Raw genomic sequence first — 18,357 nt, 5'->3', positions numbered from 1 at the left:
AATAACTTAATAATCTCTACAAATCAAGAGTTTGCACTTCGAGAGGACATGCCTTTTTGATAACATTTTCGACATCTCGCTTCATAAGAATCCGTCTCTCCTAAAAGTACCTGTTCTTCAGAAGCGGTAAGTCGGTATGAATATAGCGCAGGTTCACCACATTTTACACAAATAGCGTGCAATTTTGTTACATATTCTGCAATTGCCATCAATTGTGGCATTGGTTCGAAAGGTTTTCCCTGAAAATCCATATCCAACCCACAAACAATAATACGGTGACCAGCATTGGCTAAATCTACACAGACATCTACCAATTTATTATCAAAAAACTGAGCCTCGTCAATAGCTATAACTTCATTTTTGGCTACATATTGTGTGATTTCCTCAGCAGATTTCACTGGAGTTGAAATAATTGAGTTCGCGTTGTGTGAAACTACATTTTCCTCATGATACCTTGTATCAACAGCAGGCTTGAAAATATGAACGACTTGTTTGGCAATAGTAGCTCTGTTTACTCTACGAATGAGTTCTTCAGTTTTACCTGAGAACATGGATCCACAAACTACTTCTATCCACCCGATAATAGGTTTATTTTCGGTACGGTCTTGAAATCTAGGTTCTACAAACATGATCTTTAATTTAATAATAGGGCCGTAAAGGTAAGTCATAGTTTTCATCTTTACCTACTTTGTTTAGAATTGCTATCTTAATTTTTTCGGTGACCTAGATCGGTTTTCTACTTGAGGTTAACTTTGTATCTTTGTAAAAATTAATTTGATATTGGAAAAAGAAAAAGTTTTAGTAGTTGTAGTAGGTCCTACCGCTGTAGGTAAGACCGATTTTTGTGTAGAATTAGCCCGCGCATTATCCACAGAAATTGTTTATGCAGATTCCCGTCAGTTTTTTAAAGAAATGCAGATCGGAACCGCACGTCCCACCGAAGACGAAATGCAGGAAATCCCTCATCATTTTGTAGGACACTTGTCTATTGAGCAAGAATATAGCTTCGGGCATTACGAAAAAGATACACTACAATTATTGGAACAACTGTTTCAAAAACATAAGTATGTTATACTTTCTGGTGGCTCTGGAATGTATGTCGATGCGATCTGTAATGGCATTGATCCCATGCCTACAAGCGATCCAAAAGTAAGAGAAGCATTGAATGCTCGTTACAAAAAAGAAGGAATACAGCCCTTGTTAGAGGAACTGGAACAGAAAGATCCGGTTTATTACCATCAAGTAGACAGAGCCAATTATCAAAGAGTAATCAGAGCACTTGAAGTAATCGCTATTACGGGCAAAAAATATTCTGATCAACGCGGTCAGTACAAAGCAGAACGTCCTTTTAAAATTGTAAAAATAGGATTGAATCGAGATCGTCAGGAACTTTATGACAGAATCAACTTAAGAATGGATATTATGCTCAATAATGGTCTTTTGAAAGAAGTTGAAAGCCTTTTTCCTCACAAGGATAAAAATGCACTGCAAACGGTAGGTTATAAAGAGATTTTTGATTTTTGGGACGGAAAGCAAGATTGGGATACTACCGTTGAATTGCTCAAAAGAAATAGTAGAAGATACGCCAAAAAACAATTGAGTTGGTTTAAAAGAGATGAATCCACACATTGGGTCAACCCTTCTCAATTGGAAGATGTTATAAAATATATCCATTCCCTCAACTTGTAAGTCATGTCATCAAAAATATTAGAACAAAACAACTTCCTTTCCCCTTTATTTTATGCCGCTTCTGAGGGAATTATTATCTGTAATAAGAAAGGCGAAATTGTGGCAATGAACCCAATGGGATGTACCATTTTTGGTTACGAAGAAGGGGAATTAATTGGCCGAGACTTGGAAACGTTGCTTCCTGATGCTATCAAAAAAATGCATAAGGGATTAAGAAACGCTTACTTTGAAAAACCTGAAGTGAGACCGATGGGACTTGGAAAAGAGTTTATTGCCCAAAAGAAAAGTAAAGAAGTTTTTTATGTGGAAGTGAGTATCAGTCATATGATGATTGAGGATGAGTTTCACGTAGCTGCTTTTGTGAATGATATCACCAAAAGGAAAAATGTCGAACTTCAAGTTGTAAAACAACAGCAATTGTTGGAGTACTATGCTGACTATGCCCCTGCTGCTATTGCTATGCTCGATAAGGATTTAACTTATCTCATTGCTAGTAACAGATGGAAGAAAACCTTAGGTGTAACTGTAAACTTAGAGGGAAAAACGATTCAGGAAACATTACCAAATTTCCAACAGCGATGGTATGAGGTATTTGACAAGGTACTAAAAGGTGATAAGTCTGGTGTTCAAATGGATTACATTGACCGTGTTGACCTTAGCAATATTTGGATAGAATGGGAAGCACACCCTTGGTACAACAGCGATAATCAAATTAATGGTATCATTATTTTTGCTGAAGATGTAACGGAGCGTGTTGAAAACGAGCAGAAAGTGAAGCAATACATGCAAGAATTGATTCTCAAAAACAGAGAATTGGAAGACTTTGCCTATGTGAGCTCACATGACTTACAAGAACCGTTAAGAAAAATTCGAGCATTTGGTGATCGCTTAAGCAAAAAAGAAAAAGAAAACCTCTCTCCAAAAGGACAAGACTATATCAACAGGATGTTGAACTCTGCAGAGAGAATGCAACAGCTCATTACAGATTTATTAAGATTCTCCAGAATATCCTCAAAAGCAAAGCCTTTTGAAGAGATCAATCTCAATGAAGTGTTAAGAGATGTTATTTCCGATCTTGAAATTGCAATTAATGAATCAGAAGCGGTAATTCGTACCGTAGAACTTCCAACAATCAAAGGAGATATAACTCAGCTAAGACAACTTTTTCAAAATCTCATTTCGAATGCTATAAAATTTAGAAACGAAGACACTGCTCCTCAGATCAGAATTGATTCCAGCTTCGATGAAACAAAACCCAATGAAATTGAGATTTCCATTTCGGATAATGGTATTGGTTTTGACGATAAGTACAGCGAACGTATCTTCCAAATTTTTCAACGATTGGAAGGAAGGAAATACAACGGTTCTGGTATCGGTTTGGCTATTTGTAAAAAAATTACACAACGTCACGGTGGTGACATCACCGCAAGCAGTCAGATTGGAAAAGGAACGACTTTCACCTTTACACTTAGGACAGACCTAGAAGAAGAATAAATAAGTAAATCTATAACTTTCAGATTTTTTACACTTAATAATAGAGTATTCATGACAACTACCGTTCTTTACGCTGATGATGATCCAGAAGATCGTATGCTCACCGAAGAAGCTTTTGAAGAAGCCTTTGAAGCCAGTAACCTTTCTGTTCAACTTCAATTTGTTGAAGATGGAGAACAACTAATGGACTATTTACAAAACTCTGGAAAATTCAGCGACAACAAAAAATTTCCAACTCCAGATCTCATTCTATTGGACTTGAATATGCCGAAAAAAGACGGTAGAGAGTGCTTAAAAGAGATTAAAGATAACGTTCACCTAAAAAAAATACCTGTAGTTGTATTAACAACTTCAAATGATGAAGAAGATGTCATAAAAACTTATAACTTAGGGGTCAGCTCGTTTATTACTAAGCCGGTAACTTTTGAATCCATGGTTGAAGTTGTTGAATCACTCAACAAGTATTGGTTTCAAGTGGTAAGATTACCTCATTAATAGTTTTAGAATTTATGCCTTTTTCACAACATACTGATCCGCATAATCAAATAGTGAAGGTGCTTCTCATCGATGATGACGAAGATGATTATATCATTACCGAAGATGTACTGGATGATATACCTTTCAGAAGCTATGAGCTTGATTGGGTCGCTAACTATGACGATGCTGTTGAAATCGTTAGTGAAGGAAACCATGACGTCTACATTGTAGATTATCTTTTAGGTGCTAAAAGTGGATTAGACCTTATCATTGAGTGTCTAAAAGACCACCCTTTTAAACCATTTATACTGTTGACAGGACAAGGAGATGTGAAAGTCGATGAACAAGCCATGGTGGCAGGTGCATCAGATTACCTTGTAAAAGGACAAATCACACCTCAACAACTGGAAAGAGCTATTCGTCACAGTATACTGCACAGTAAGCATTTAAACCACATTCAAGAGCTGAATGAAAAACTGGAGCAGAGAGTACAAGATAGAACTCGTCAGTTGGACAATGCAATCAAAACCTTGCAACGCTCTAACGAAGACTTGGAGCTTCAGATCTTCGAACGTAAAAAAGCAGAAGAAGAACTTGTAAAAAGTCAGGCTATTTATAAAATCATTGCTCATAATTTCCCTTATGGGCTGATCTCGGTATTAGATGAAAACTTAAATTATCTTTTTGCTGATGGTACTGGTTTTAAAGATTTGGATTTAGATGCCGATCGCATTGTTGGTGCTAAGTTCTTTAAGTTCTTATCAGAAAATGACCCTTCAAGAATAGAAGAATATCAAAAATGTTTCAAACTCGCACAGGGTGTCATCAACACGGGAGAAGAAGTTATTTTTGAATTTAAATATAAAAATCTCAACTACTCTACGATCATTGTACCGATCAAGAATAGTAGACAGCAAACAAAACAAGTACTTGTTGTGATGCTCAATATCACACAACAAACTAAAGCAGAAGAAGAGATACGCAAAGCTTTGACCAAGGAGCGTCAACTGAATGAGCTGAAGAGTAGATTTGTATCTATGGCTTCACATGAATTCAGAACTCCTCTTAGCACAATAATGTCTTCTGTTTCACTGATTTCCCGCTACAATTTACCGGAACACGAGGAGAAAAAAGAGAAACACATCAAACGTATCAAGTCAAGCGTTAATAATCTTACACAAATCTTGAATGATTTCCTTTCTATTAGTAAATTAGAGGAAGGTAAGGCATTTGTACATCAATCTACGATAGATATAGATTCTTACATTGAAAACTTGTGCGATGAAATGTCTTCTGTTACTAAACAAGGACAAAAAATTATCATTAATCATGAGGGAATTTCTCAGTTTAAAACTGACCCTCAGATTCTGAAAAATATTATTATAAATTTACTATCAAACGCCATCAAATACTCTGGTATTGGAGATAGGATTTGGGTAGATTCATGCATAGACGAAAATGAGCTACGTGTGAGCATTAAAGACGAAGGGATGGGAATTCCAGAGAAAGATCAAGTTCACCTATTTGATCGATTCTTTAGAGCTGAAAATGCAATCAATATTCAAGGGACTGGCCTTGGACTCAATATCGTGACGAAATATATAGAAATGCTGAATGGCTCAATCTCCTTCGAGAGTAAAGAAGACGTGGGTACAACATTCTCAATTAAAATACCGAAAAAGTTTATTCCAAATGAAAAAAATACTATTGATAGAGGATAATTTAGAAATGCGTGAAAACACGTCGGAAATTCTAGAATTATCAAATTACGAAGTAATTACAGCTGACAATGGTAAGGTAGGCGTTGAAAAAGCAAGAACATCAAGCCCCGACTTGATTATTTGTGATATTATGATGCCTGAATTAGATGGTTATGGTGTATTGTTTGCTTTATCTAAAGACCCTAATACTGCTAGTATTCCTTTCATTTTCTTAACAGCTAAAGCTGAAAAAACGGATTTCAGAAAAGGAATGAGCCACGGTGCTGATGACTACATTGCTAAACCATTTGATGATGTTGAGCTTCTTGATGCAATTGAAAGCCGATTGAAAAAATCAGATACTGTTCGTAAGCATTATGAGCAATCTCCTGAAGGGTTTGATTCATTTATCAGCGATGCTAGAGGAATGAATAATTTGGATAAACTTTCTGAAAATAGAAAATCACGTACTTACAAAAAGAAAAGTGTATTGTTTTATGAAGGAGATCATCCAAACGCACTTTTACAGATCGTAAGCGGTAAAGTAAAAACTTATAAAACAAACGAAGACGGTAAAGAATACATCACAGGTATTCACGGTCCTGGTGAGTTTTTAGGTTATGTGGCTTTATTGAAAGATGTCACTTACCCTGAAAGTGCAATGGTACTAGAGGAATGTGAAATCACCATGATCCCTAAGGAAGATTTCTTCTCATTAATCCACAATAACAGAGACGTTTCACATGCTTTCATTAAGCTACTTACGAAAGAAGTCATCGAACAAGAAGAAAAGCTATTAAAACTAGCTTACGGTTCGGTGAGACAACGTGTTGCTGAAGTATTACTTCAATTGGATAAGCGTTATCAACAAGGACCAAACGAAAGAATGTCAATCACAAGAGATGACTTGGCGAAAATCGTGGGTACTGCAAAAGAAACATTGATTCGTACTTTATCTGATTTTAAAGACGAAAAATTGATTGAGATCAAGGATAAGAATATCACAATTATCAATTTACCAAGGTTAGAAAGATTAAGTCATTAGTCCTTGATTAACAGCCAATATTGATATTTCAACCAATATTTAAGAAGCCTACATTGAAAAAATGTAGGCTTTTTTTGTAATATTACATTACTAAAGTTGGAACAGAAGTATATTTTATTGGATTTTTTCTATTTGTAATCTTATTCAGAATTATCATAATATTCTCACCTTCAATGTTGAGGGCTTGAATATTGAAATAACAATAGCATCTATTATAATTTGGTTACGAATAACTACTATGAAAACTAATAGTGTTTTTGTATATTCATATAAACAATAGGATTGAAGCTACAATACTTTTAGTATTCATCTATACAGACACAGAATTTTTAAAGCATCCAATTATTTATACATCTTATATAGATAATTTATTTTGAAATAGCATATGGCAAGTACGAATGTACAATCACCGTTAAAAGATAAATTAAAGGAGGTATTCGGTTATAATCAGTTCCGTGGAAACCAGGAAATGATTATACAGCATATTTTAGATGGCAAAAATACTTTTGTAATTATGCCTACTGGTGCTGGAAAATCTCTTTGTTATCAGTTACCCGCGGTAATGAAAGAAGGAACCACAATTGTGATTTCTCCTTTAATCGCATTAATGAAAAACCAAGTAGATCAACTTCAGGCTTTAGGAGTTAATGCTAGCTTTCTTAATTCAACATTAAGTAAAAGCGAATCAAATAGGGTGAAGAAAGAGACTTTGGAGGGAAAGACGAAACTGCTTTATGTTGCTCCTGAATCATTAACAAAACCTGATAATATTGAACTTCTAAAACAGTCCAATATTTCTTTCATCGCTATTGATGAAGCTCACTGTATTTCTGAGTGGGGACATGATTTTAGGCCTGAGTACAGAAGGATAAAACAAATTATAGAAGAAATTGGCGACTTGCCAATCATTGCACTTACTGCAACAGCTACTCCTAAAGTAAGAGCAGATATTCAGAAAAACCTTAGAATGGAAGATGCCAACATCTTCTTATCTTCTTTCCATAGGGACAACTTATTTTATGAAATTCACCCCAAGAAAGACCCTAAGGTACAGCTGATCAAGTTCATTAGAAAACATCAGAACAAATCAGGAATTATCTACTGTCTCAGCCGTAAAAAGGTAGAGGAAGTAGCGGAGTTTTTGAGAATCAATGGTATTAATGCTCTTCCTTATCACGCTGGTATGGAATCTTCTCTGAGGATGGGCAATCAAGATGCCTTCTTGAACGAAGATTGCGATGTGATTGTAGCCACAATTGCATTTGGTATGGGTATTGACAAACCTGATGTTCGTTTTGTAGTACACTATGATGCTCCAAAATCATTAGAAGGGTATTACCAAGAAACAGGTAGAGCCGGTAGAGATGGATTGGAATCTTACTGTATGATGCTCTTCAGTCCTGAAGACATCTCAAAATTGGAAAAATTCCATAAAGATAAATCAATTACAGAGAGAGAAAATGTACATATCCTCCTTCAGGAAATGAGCTACTATGCTTACTCTTCTGTCTGTAGAACCAAGCAATTACTTCACTACTTTGGTGAACATGTTGAAGAAAATTGTGGGCACTGTGATAACTGTAAAGCGAAGCATTCTTCATTCAATGCTAAAGATCAGATTTTACTAGCCTTAAAAGCAGTTGAGGAAACCGAAGAACGTTTTGGTATTGAGCATATCTGTGATGTACTTACAGGTACTCGTACAGACTATGTGGAAAGCTACAATCATTTTGATTTAAAGTCTTTCAGTAAAGGAAGTGAGTTTGATAACAAACATTGGGAGTCTATCATCCGTCAATCGATGATTAATGGCTTCTTAGCGAAGGATGTTGATCAAATTACAATCATCCGTATTACAGAAAAAGGAAAGGATTTTGAAAAACGTCCTTTTGATATAGAATATACTCAGGATTACCAATGGCCTTCTGAATTGGAAGCTCTCAATGAGGAAGCTGTGGTAACCAATGCATTTGACAAGGAGCTTTTTGATATTCTGAAAGCGAAAAGAAAGAAAATCGCTCATCAAAAAGGTATTCCTCCTTATGCGATCTTCCAAGAACCTTCTTTGGAAGAAATGGCAACTACCTACCCTGTGACTAACGAAGAATTGATGCAAATCAATGGTGTTGGTGCAGGTAAAGCAAAGAAATTTGGCAAGCCATTCCTAGACATCATTCAAGATTATGTGGAGCAGAACGAAATCACTACGGCTAAAGATGTAGTGGTCAAAAGTACTGTCAACAAGTCTAAAGCAAAGATTGCTATCATTCAGCAAATCGACCGTAAACAGGATATTGAAGACATCGCTGAGTCATTAAAAATATCTTTTGATGATGTGCTAGATGAAATCGAAAATATCGTGGATTCGGGAACTAAACTGAATCTCGACTATTATATCGATACGATCATGGATGAGGAACGATTGGATGAAATCTATGATTACTTCATGAGTGCTGAAACGGACGAATTGGACGATGCTTATGATGAATTGGATGAGGACATCGGTGAGGATGAAATTCGCCTAGTGAGAGTAAAATTCTTGTCTGAGGTGGCAATGTAATTCTTTCAATAAAGGATATATGAAATAAGAGGGAAGAGAAAGTTTTAAATTTAAACTTTCTCTTCCCTCTTTCTTTTTATTGTTTATCCTGCCTAACGCTAAATATACAATAAGCAGTTACACGTTTGAAATTGTATAACTGCTAAAATATTATTTCGTTGGAAAACCTCTATCTCGCATGAGTGCTTCAATATGAGCATCTCTGCCTCTAAACAGTCTATAAGCTTTGGCAGGTTCTATCGCATTTCTTGGAGCAAATAAGTATTTCACTAATTTGTCTGCTACTTCCTTGTCATAGAAACCGTCAGGTGCATTCGCGAAAACCTCAGCAGCATCTGAAGTTAAAACGTCTGCCCATAAATAGCCATAGTAAGCTGCAGCATATCCCTCACCTGAGAAGACGTGACCGAATTGCGTTGAACGGTGACGCATCACAATCTCTTTAGGCATTCCAAGTGATGTCAATGTTTCCTTCTCAAATTTCACTGGATCAATTCCTGTAGGATCAACAGTATGATATTTCATATCCATTAATGCTGAAGCCAAGTATTCTGTAGTGTTGAAACCTTGGTTGAACGAAGCTGCTGCTTCAATTTTCTTCACTAATGATTTAGGCATTGGCTTACCTGTTTTTTGATGCGTTAAGAAACCATTGATTACTTTATCAGTAGATAACCAACGCTCTAATAGTTGCGATTGGAACTCTGTATAATCTCTCACGCCACTGTTTGATGTAGGATACTTTACATTCGCCGATAAGAAGTGAAGTGCGTGACCAAACTCATGGAAGAATGTTTCAGCATCACTCCATGATACTAATGATACCTCACCTGGTGCAGGCTTGATAAAGTTAGAGTTATTAGAAGCCAATACGATTTTCTCTCCTTGGTAAGAAGTAAAGCTTCTATAAGTGGTAGCCCATGCTCCTGAACGCTTACCTTTACGTGCGTAAGGGTCCAAGTACCATAAACCAATAATATCTCCTGAAGTTTTGTCCAATACCTCCCATACTCTCACATCTTCATGGAATACCGGTACTTTCCCTTTTTCAACAGCTTTGAAGTCAAATTCAAATAACTCACCTGCTACGAAGAACATTGCCTCTCTTAACTTTTCTAATTGAAGGTATTGTTTTACCTCATCAGAATCTAAGTCATACTTTGCTTTACGTACTTTTTCAGCATAATAGCGGTAGTCCCAAGGTTCAATAGTGATTTTATCACCACGCTTATCCGCTACTTTTTGCATATCGGCCACTTCTTCTTTTACTCTAGCGGTAGAAGCCGCCCATACTTTCTCCATCAAGTCCATTGCATTCTCAGGCGTTTTTGCCATTCTGTTCTGCAATCTCCAAGTAGCATAATTATCATAACCCAATAGAGCTACTCTTTCATCTCTTAATTGAAGAATTTCAGCGATGATTTTATTGTTATCGTGTTCGTCTCTGTTATCACCTCTTTTGATGTAGTTCGTCCAAACCTGCTTTCTTAAGTCTCTCTCATCTGAATACATTAAGAAAGGCTCCATCGAAGATCTTGTGTTTGTGATCGCATACTCACCTGCATGACCTTTTTCTTCAGCTGTTTTTGCTGCTGACTTTACAAATGATTCAGGAAGGCCACTTAGTTGATTTTTCTTCAAATACACAACATAATTTTCCTCATCTGCCAATACGTTATTGGAGAAGGAGTTGTATAATGAAGATAATTGTTTATCAATAGCAGCATATTGCTTTTTCTTTTCAGCATCCAGATCAGCACCATCCATCACAAAACCAGTGTAGATCAAGTCTACAATTCTTTGTGCTTCCTCTTCTAAAGGTTCTTTTTGAGAAGCCTCGTACACTGCTTTGATACGCTTGAAAAGTTTCTCGTTTTGTTTAATTTTAGAAGAATAATCAGAAATCTTCGGAGCTAATTTTTTAGCGATTTCTCTCAACTCAGGTGAAGAAACATTGCTTCTCCAAATTCCATAATAAGTGAAAGCTCTTTCTAACGGAGCTCCTGATTTTTCATAAGGAATAATTGTATTCTCAAAAGTTGGAGCTTCAGGGTTATTGGCGATGACATCAAGTTCTTTCAACTTCATTGCCATACCTTCTTCAATGGCCCCTTGAAGATCTTTTAATTGCATTTTGTCAAAAGCTGGAACTCCACCATATGGGCCTTCCCACTCTTGTAATAATGGATTTTTAGATGTCAATTGTACTTCTTCTTGTTGTTTTGGTGTGCAGGAAAAGAAGATGCACATCAGCACTCCTATTCCAAATAATGATTGAAATTGTTGTCTCATTTCGATAAATTGAATTGTTGTTGTATGTAATGTGAGTACCGGTTTAAATTAGTACACACTCGTTTTAGACGATTTATTCCGCTTTACTCTGTTTCCCATTTCAAGCTTAAAAACATCTTTAGTTTCGATTATCCAGTCCCCAGTTTAATTTCTTCCTTAGGGTATCTAAAAAGTTATCTTGTCCACCAATTTTCACTAATTTGGCTTTAAATGGACATTTTTTCACGGCTAATTGAATGGTTGCATCTACGGCTTCAGATCTTGAATCAAGAGATACTAAGAAGTTTTTACTTCGTCCCTCAATTTCAAAAGAAATAATACTACTGTCTGATACAATGAGTGGTCTTACATTGAGGTTATGAGGACATACAGGTGAAATAATAAAGTTTTCCGAACCTGGGATTACCACCGGTCCTCCTACACTCAATGAATATCCTGTTGAGCCAGATGGAGTAGATACAATCAGACCATCAGCCCAATAAGAGTTTAAGTACTCTCCGTTTAAATAAGTATGAACTACAATCATAGAAGAAGTATCTCTCTTCAAGATCGTGAATTCGTTAAGCCCAAATTTGATCCCTCCAAAAAGGTCCTCTCTATCACTGACCAATGCAAGCATTGTTCTTTCCTCAATGGAATAATAACCATTGATTAAAGCATCTATAGTAGTTTGAAAATTTTCTCTTTGAATAGAAGCCAAGAACCCTAGTCGACCTGCATTTACCCCCACAATTGGGATTTCAAGCTCTTGCACATAAGTCAAAGCCTGAAGTAATGTACCGTCTCCACCAATAGAAATCATAAAGTCTACCCCTCTTAGTGATTCGGTGTTACTAAAAACTTTTAATCCACGAGATAATTCTGGTTCTATTTTCTCCAAATAAGGAGCTAAGGCATCAGAAATCACTAATTCCACTTCTACTTTATCAATAATATACTTTATGGAATCAATAATAAATTTGCTGCGTTCAGTTTCTAGCTTACGGCTATGTAATGCAATTATCATTTTTAAAGTTCTAAATACCTTAATAGATTATCCAATCTGTCTTTGCTGTCATCTTTTCCTTCAGTAAATGTTGAAGAATAGATCACATTCAGATTAAAACGTTCAAAAGTAGCAATTACAGCATCCACTTCTACTTTATTTAATTTTAAAGTAACGATGACCATTTGGGGGTCATCAGGGTCAGATTCTACAAATGCACTTAAGATTTTCACGTTATTCGATTCGACCCATCGGCTCAAATCCTCCAACGAATAATGAATGGCTTCAATACGCAAAGCCACGATATTTCCCAATATCTGATCAGCATGCATTCTTGCCAACTCGTTCATCATCTCCTCTACGACAATCGAACCATGGTATTTCCCTTCTTTGTCTACCACTGGTACAATTTCAATATCAAACTCGTCTACTACTCTTAATACATCATAGAGATGGGTAGCAGGTAGTACAGATGCTTCCTCATAAGACAATGGTAGCTTCACAGACTTCACGCCCTCATTTATGTTAAGGTCAAAAAAGTCACTTTCTACCACTAATCCCAGGTACCTGTCATCCTTCACTACAGGAAGAGATTGAATATTGTTTTCCTCAAAATAAGTAAACACACATTCTAAAGTTGTATCTGGATCAATACTGGGTAATGTTTGTGAAATTAACTGTTTTGCTATCTGCATACCATCGTTTTTTTAATTCTAACGATAATTATAAACAAAATGGGAGATAAACCATTGATTTTCACCAATTTTTACCTCCCAATCTGAGAATAGTTATCAACACTATTCTAAATTCCCTTTGTAAATTTAGAGAAATTATTTGAAGGTTTCTCTAAACTACATTATTGTTAGTTATTTCTCAAGAAATCATCCACTAACATGTTGAATCTATTTGGATGTTCCATCATTGGAACATGACAACACTTATCAATAAAATGCAATTCAGAGTTTGGAATTCGTCTGTTGAATTCGTGTCCTGCTGATGGAGGTGTAATTGTATCATTCAATCCCCAAATCAACAATGTAGGGCATTTGATATCATTTAACTCGTCTCTAAGATTGTGTTTTTGTGCTGATCTTGCATAATAAACAATTCTCAAGCACTTTGCACTGTCAGAAGTCACTTCAAACACCTCGTCAACAAGTTCTTTTGTTGCTACTTCAGGATCATAGAAAGTATAACCAACTCTATCCTTAATAAATTCATAACTACCTCTTTTAGGGTATGATAAGCCCATACCAGACTCATAAAGTCCCGAACTACCCGTAAGAATTAGTTTCTCTACCTTATCTGGGTTTGCTAAAGTAAATAACAAAGAAACGTGACCTCCTAAGCTATTTCCTAATAAAGAAAACTTTGTTAATCCAAAGTCCTCTACAAACTTTTCAGTATAAGCGACCAATCCTTCTAAATTTGATTCATTTCTTGGTGAACTATAAATCGGAAGCATTGGAATGATCACACGGTAACGTCCAGAGAAGTAACTCAACACCTCAGACCAGTTACTCAAAGCTCCAAAAAGCCCATGTAACAGGATCAATACTTCACCCTCTCCTTCATCTATATAACTAAACCCGTGCTTTTCTTTAATTGTAAGACTCATATTTGTACTTAACTGTAATCGTTATTTCGAAAATACGTGCAAAGATAAGATTAAATTTGACCTTTATGCATATAAAATGCATGTTTAAAAATTACTTCATCTTATTTTCAGATTTATTTGCAAATATTAATTTATCAAATTCTGAAAAAGAAACTGCACCTTCTAAAAAGAGCGGTTTTAACTCATCTATAACATCCTGACTACCAAACTGCTCTCCTTTTTTTACAAGATAACTTTCAAATAGGTGCATTCCAAAACCTCTTGCCACTCCTTCACCTATTGAAGAGGAAGATAAGTCAACAATATTCTCCGCTTCACGTTTTGTTAATATAGATTTTTCAATGACATACTCCACAGCTTCCTTTTTGGTCCACAAATAATGATGTATACCTAAGTCACATACCATATATACCAAATTATGTACTTTCCATAGTTGGTATTGTATCTTTTCTTCCAATGAAGCATTGTTATAATAACCGTTTAAGTAGACATTTTTCCAAAACTCTTCGAGGTAGCGAAACGTTAATCCCCTTCTAAAAAAAGGTAAACTTTGGTTTGTAACCTTAAAACTACTCCATTGATTTAAAGCAGAAAGACAAATAGCCGTTGGTTTTAAAACCACCTTGTTGTAAAAGCTCACTGAATCTGAGAAGTACACCTTACCATACCTACTCCTATCATAACTCCCTTCATAATGTAAAGGCTCAAAAAAAGTAGTAGCAACTACAGGCGGTAGTTGTGTAAATTCCACTGGCTTTTGTGTTGTAAACAATGTAGGTGTCTGAAGAAATATCTCTTCAAATTGTTTTCTATATTCAGTAGGTGTAATTAGTTTTTGCTCTTCATATAATGAATCGATTTTTTCTCTCAGTGTTCCTTCTTTCGCTCCTATTTCTGCCAACATCTGATGTAATCTTGCTGTTTCTTTATGAAGAAGGTTTTTCCCTAAAAAGTATAAATTCTTTGGTCGGTATTTAAAATCAAGATGGGCATCATTCATTCCTAATTTATTCCTTAAACTATGCTGATAGTACATCTCTCCAAGAGGATACTGTAGCATTGTAATCTCTTCAGGAGCTTGCATTTCCAATTCTGCAACGGTTCTATATAAGGCATCAAATGAAGGAATTATAGCTCCTTCAATTGCTTTTTTGAGTTCATATTTTAATTCCGAACGATTGTTTATCAATTCTTCATTGTTCACCTGATCCAACTTGGCCATGAAATCTTTGAAAAAGATATTGTCCTCTACACCTTGCTCTAAAAACACCTGTAGTTGTTCTCTTACCCTTTTCAAGACACTTTTGGGAGGTATTGTCAGACCTTCATTGATATGAAAATGATGAATACATTCTTCTAATGTTTCACCTTGCCTTCTATAAAGAATGTTTTTGGTCGTAATTTCAGCGTATTCTCCCGTCGGGTTTAATCGGTTACCTGCTATAAGTTCTGCTATTTTATCTTGAGCATCAATAAGTCTGCTAATGTAATTTTTAGCATCACTTATATCATTAATGGTATGACAATTCAACATCAGAAGTGGTAGTTGCACTTGTATACCAGAGGTATGATCTATTGGGTATTTTGTGTTCTTAAAAAGTAATTTTTCTAGTATCTCTTGTTCTATCAAATAACGAAATGTCTGAGCGGACAAACGTTCCTCTTCCGTCATATTTTTTAAATCATAGCGATCTAAAAACTCATATTCTTTCTGAACATACAACGAATCATATTCCACCTGAAAAGTAGAGACATCATTCAATCTACTCTCGGATTCATTCGTAATATAAGGCCACTTAAAAGCTTTTGTTCGGGTCAATACTTCAGGGTGTTCTTTAGCATAATCATAGAAGAAACGGTCCAAAAGAGTGTATAATTTGGAGGGTTTAAAGTACCAAACATTTACTCTATCTGCTACTACTGACAAAACCCCAATAATTACAAGTACCTTAAGGTACCCTGCCCATTTCATAAGGAAATGCTTTTTTACCTTTGTGAGGTAATACTTCCTGTAAGCCTTATTGAGTTTATAATTGTTCATTGTAGTGAAGTGCAGTATTTTGTATTTGATCCAAAAGGTTATCCTAACAAAATTGAAGCCATGAACTACCTTTTTTTAACAAGTTTATTCTCTTGCCATAGGCAAAAATCGACCTAATTCTAATACATTTGCAAATACTAGGCTAATAAATACTAAATGATTATAACTATATCCTTCATTTTTTAGTTATTCATTAAAGTACTAGGGGGAAGTTTGAGTGTGAACCGTGATTCATTCACGCAAATTTCATTTACTTTTACCTTCATACTTAACCGTAAAAGAACAGAACAGATTTGGAAAAAAGAGTGGATCAGAAGATTACGAAAGTGAATAATGCTCCTCTTCATTTTGATGAGGTGCTTGGGACAGCGTTGGATAGTGGACAACCTTTTGCTGCTTGGAAAATGCCTCAAGAGGCTTCTCAACAAATAGTGGTATCTTTACAAAAAGAAGCATTAAGGGTTGAGGTTGACTTGGAAGAGTTACCTAAAGGTTTTCTTGCCAGACCTTTCCAAGACAAAGAAGACAAAGCCTACCTTATTCCTGCCGATATTTACTATAATTCTGATTTAGCTCAAATTGAGTTTTCTAACGATTATGACTTTGAAACGAAACTGAAGATTGAAAGCACACTCAGTCGTTTTGATTACAAAGAGCATAAAAACCGTTGGAAAAAACAGATGCTCAAAACACATTTCCCACCAACTTCTAAAGAGCATTTCACCACCATTGTTCAAGAAAGCGTTGATGCGATGAACAATGATGAATTCTTGAAAGTCGTTTTATCCAGAACGAAAGAAGCTCCTTTAAAAGAAGACTTTTCTCCTATTGAGTTTTTCCATCGCCTTTGTGAAGCGTATCCCAATGCATTTGTTTCAATGTGCTACCTCCCTAATGTAGGGCTTTGGATGGGTGCTTCTCCAGAAACGCTTATAAGCATGGATGAAAATGGAATATTCAAAACCGTAGCATTAGCCGGTACTCAAGCAAGTAATGGTATGTTACCTAAAGATGCCTCTTGGAAAAGTAAAGAAATTGAAGAACAAGCTTTGGTTAGCAGATATATCATAAATTGTTTTAAGAAAATAAGATTAAGAGAATTTGAAGAGAAAGGCCCTAGAACAGTTGCTGCGGCTCACCTCCTTCACCTTAAAACGGACTTCAAAGTAGATACTAAAGCTACCAATTTTCCTCAATTAGGGACTGTAATGCTCAAATTACTTCATCCTACTTCTGCGGTATGTGGCATGCCAAAAGAAATTGCCACTCAGTTCATTTTGGAAAATGAAAAATACAACCGCTCTTTATACAGTGGGTACATCGGGCCAGTAGGAATTCAAAACAGAGATCATTTGTTTGTAAACCTAAGATGCCTGCAGCTTTTTGAAGATCATGCATTACTTTACGCCGGAGCAGGTATTACATGTGACTCTGATCCTGAAAAGGAATGGAAAGAAACCGAGATAAAAATGGATACGATGTTGAAGCACTTGAATGGTTAATTTGTGCTCAACTGTCATCAATAATATTTCAAGCCCTATCCAATTTTTTGATAGGGCTTTCTTATTGTTTATAAGTCGCTTGTGTCAACACCCCTCTTTTTAATTGTCTTTAAAATACAATAATGTGTAAGGATCTAAGTTTTAAAGAGACTAATTACCAAATTAATCACTTTTTAGCCTTAGTATCCGATATCACATACTAATGCACCTTATTATTTAAATCTATGAAATACATCATCTTATCACTATTGCTTAGCATAAGCACTTTTGTTCTTGGACAAGAAAAAGATATTTACAAAAAATATGGCATTGAAGTAGAAACTTTACAACCTGGATTAAAAGTAGGTGATTTTGCACCTGATTTTGAAGGTGTAGATCAAGATGGTAAAAAAAGAAAATTATCAGAAATGCTAAAAGAAGGTCCTGTAGTCATTAACTTTTTTAGGGGAAGTTGGTGTCCATCTTGTTATAAGCATCTTAAAAGTATCAGAGATTCATTAGATTACATTACTGCAACAGGAGCACAAATTATTATGGTCAGTCCTGAAGAAAAAGAAAGTTTAGATGCTTTTGCAAAAAAGAAAGGATTCACTTTTCCTATGATCACAGACCAAGAATTAGACATCATGAATAGTTATAAAGTGACATTCCAGGTCACTGAAAAATATCAGAAGAAAATTAAGACGTTTATGTTTACTGATATTGCGGCCAATAATGCCATCAAACAGGCTTCTCTTCCTGTACCGGCAACCTACATTGTGGGGCAAGATCAAAAAATTATAGCAATGCAATACGACCCTCGATATTCTAATAGAATGAGTCCTACGGCAATTATTAACGCATTGAATCAAGAATAAATAGAATTTTTATATTGAATTGCGTAATATTGAAGCGAGTTACTTTTATTTATAAGGTAACTCGTTTTATTTTTAATAAGTCACCCTTTTTTATCAA

At 35.6% G+C, this 18,357-nt stretch carries 14 protein-coding genes; 8 read left to right on the top strand and 6 right to left on the bottom strand.

Going from position 1 to position 18,357, the window contains the following annotated elements:
• Positions 1-23: 23 nt before the first annotated feature.
• On the bottom strand, positions 24-629 hold the full coding sequence (locus PL77_RS16830; RefSeq protein ID WP_044207858.1) for a thymidine kinase: 606 nt from the start codon (positions 627-629) through the stop codon (positions 24-26).
• Positions 630-780: 151 nt separating this feature from the next.
• On the opposite strand from PL77_RS16830, the gene miaA reads away from it, so the two are divergent.
• The 6 genes from miaA to recQ all read left to right on the top strand — a co-directional run bounded on the left by miaA (position 781) and on the right by recQ (position 8,965).
• Positions 781-1,689 carry a tRNA (adenosine(37)-N6)-dimethylallyltransferase MiaA gene (gene miaA, locus PL77_RS16825; protein ID WP_371199237.1) on the top strand — a complete coding sequence of 303 codons (909 nt, stop codon included), beginning with the start codon at positions 781-783 and terminating at the stop codon, positions 1,687-1,689.
• Positions 1,690-1,692: 3 nt separating this feature from the next.
• On the top strand, positions 1,693-3,183 hold the full coding sequence (locus PL77_RS16820) for a PAS domain S-box protein (RefSeq protein ID WP_044207741.1): 1,491 nt from the start codon (positions 1,693-1,695) through the stop codon (positions 3,181-3,183).
• Between the two features lie 51 nt (positions 3,184-3,234).
• Positions 3,235-3,678: a response regulator gene (locus PL77_RS16815; RefSeq protein WP_044207737.1), complete on the top strand. Its 444-nt coding sequence runs from the start codon at positions 3,235-3,237 to the stop codon at positions 3,676-3,678.
• 14 nt (positions 3,679-3,692) lie between these two features.
• Positions 3,693-5,381: an ATP-binding protein gene (locus PL77_RS16810; RefSeq protein WP_052444499.1), complete on the top strand. Its 1,689-nt coding sequence runs from the start codon at positions 3,693-3,695 to the stop codon at positions 5,379-5,381.
• Positions 5,353-6,405, top strand: a complete 1,053-nt coding sequence (locus PL77_RS16805; protein WP_044207734.1) for a response regulator — start codon at positions 5,353-5,355, stop codon at positions 6,403-6,405. The genes PL77_RS16810 and PL77_RS16805 overlap by 29 nt, the downstream gene beginning before the upstream one ends.
• 385 nt (positions 6,406-6,790) lie before the next feature.
• The gene (recQ, locus tag PL77_RS16800; RefSeq protein ID WP_044207730.1) at positions 6,791-8,965 is read left to right on the top strand and encodes a DNA helicase RecQ; all 2,175 of its coding nucleotides are present in this window, start codon (positions 6,791-6,793) and stop codon (positions 8,963-8,965) included.
• Between the two features lie 150 nt (positions 8,966-9,115).
• On the opposite strand, the gene PL77_RS16795 is transcribed toward recQ, so the two are convergent.
• The 5 genes from PL77_RS16795 to PL77_RS16775 form a co-directional block, all read right to left on the bottom strand.
• On the bottom strand, positions 9,116-11,257 hold the full coding sequence (locus tag PL77_RS16795) for a M3 family metallopeptidase (protein ID WP_044207727.1): 2,142 nt from the start codon (positions 11,255-11,257) through the stop codon (positions 9,116-9,118).
• Positions 11,258-11,375: 118 nt separating this feature from the next.
• A complete protein-coding gene (locus PL77_RS16790; RefSeq protein ID WP_044207725.1) occupies positions 11,376-12,263 on the bottom strand; it encodes an NAD kinase in 888 nt (295 codons plus the stop codon).
• Positions 12,264-12,265: 2 nt separating this feature from the next.
• Positions 12,266-12,937 (bottom strand): CBS domain-containing protein, encoded by a 672-nt coding sequence (locus tag PL77_RS16785; RefSeq protein ID WP_044207722.1) that lies wholly within the window; start codon positions 12,935-12,937, stop codon positions 12,266-12,268.
• A 167-nt stretch (positions 12,938-13,104) separates the two neighbouring features.
• A complete protein-coding gene (locus tag PL77_RS16780) occupies positions 13,105-13,860 on the bottom strand; it encodes an alpha/beta fold hydrolase (RefSeq protein ID WP_044207720.1) in 756 nt (251 codons plus the stop codon).
• Between the two features lie 91 nt (positions 13,861-13,951).
• Positions 13,952-15,901, bottom strand: a complete 1,950-nt coding sequence (locus tag PL77_RS16775) for a DUF885 family protein (protein WP_044207719.1) — start codon at positions 15,899-15,901, stop codon at positions 13,952-13,954.
• Between the two features lie 293 nt (positions 15,902-16,194).
• On the opposite strand from PL77_RS16775, the gene PL77_RS16770 reads away from it, so the two are divergent.
• Together PL77_RS16770 and PL77_RS16765 are read left to right on the top strand one after the other, a co-directional pair.
• Positions 16,195-17,403: an isochorismate synthase gene (locus tag PL77_RS16770; RefSeq protein WP_052444498.1), complete on the top strand. Its 1,209-nt coding sequence runs from the start codon at positions 16,195-16,197 to the stop codon at positions 17,401-17,403.
• A gap of 224 nt (positions 17,404-17,627) precedes the next feature.
• Positions 17,628-18,260: a peroxiredoxin family protein gene (locus PL77_RS16765; RefSeq protein ID WP_044207717.1), complete on the top strand. Its 633-nt coding sequence runs from the start codon at positions 17,628-17,630 to the stop codon at positions 18,258-18,260.
• The last annotated feature ends 97 nt before the right edge of the window (positions 18,261-18,357 follow it).

Source organism: Flammeovirga sp. OC4 (assembly GCF_000812565.1).
Lineage (GTDB): Bacteria > Bacteroidota > Bacteroidia > Cytophagales > Flammeovirgaceae > Flammeovirga.
The sequence above is the reverse complement of the archived record's forward strand: the minus strand, read 5'-3'. Positions and strand labels throughout refer to the sequence as shown.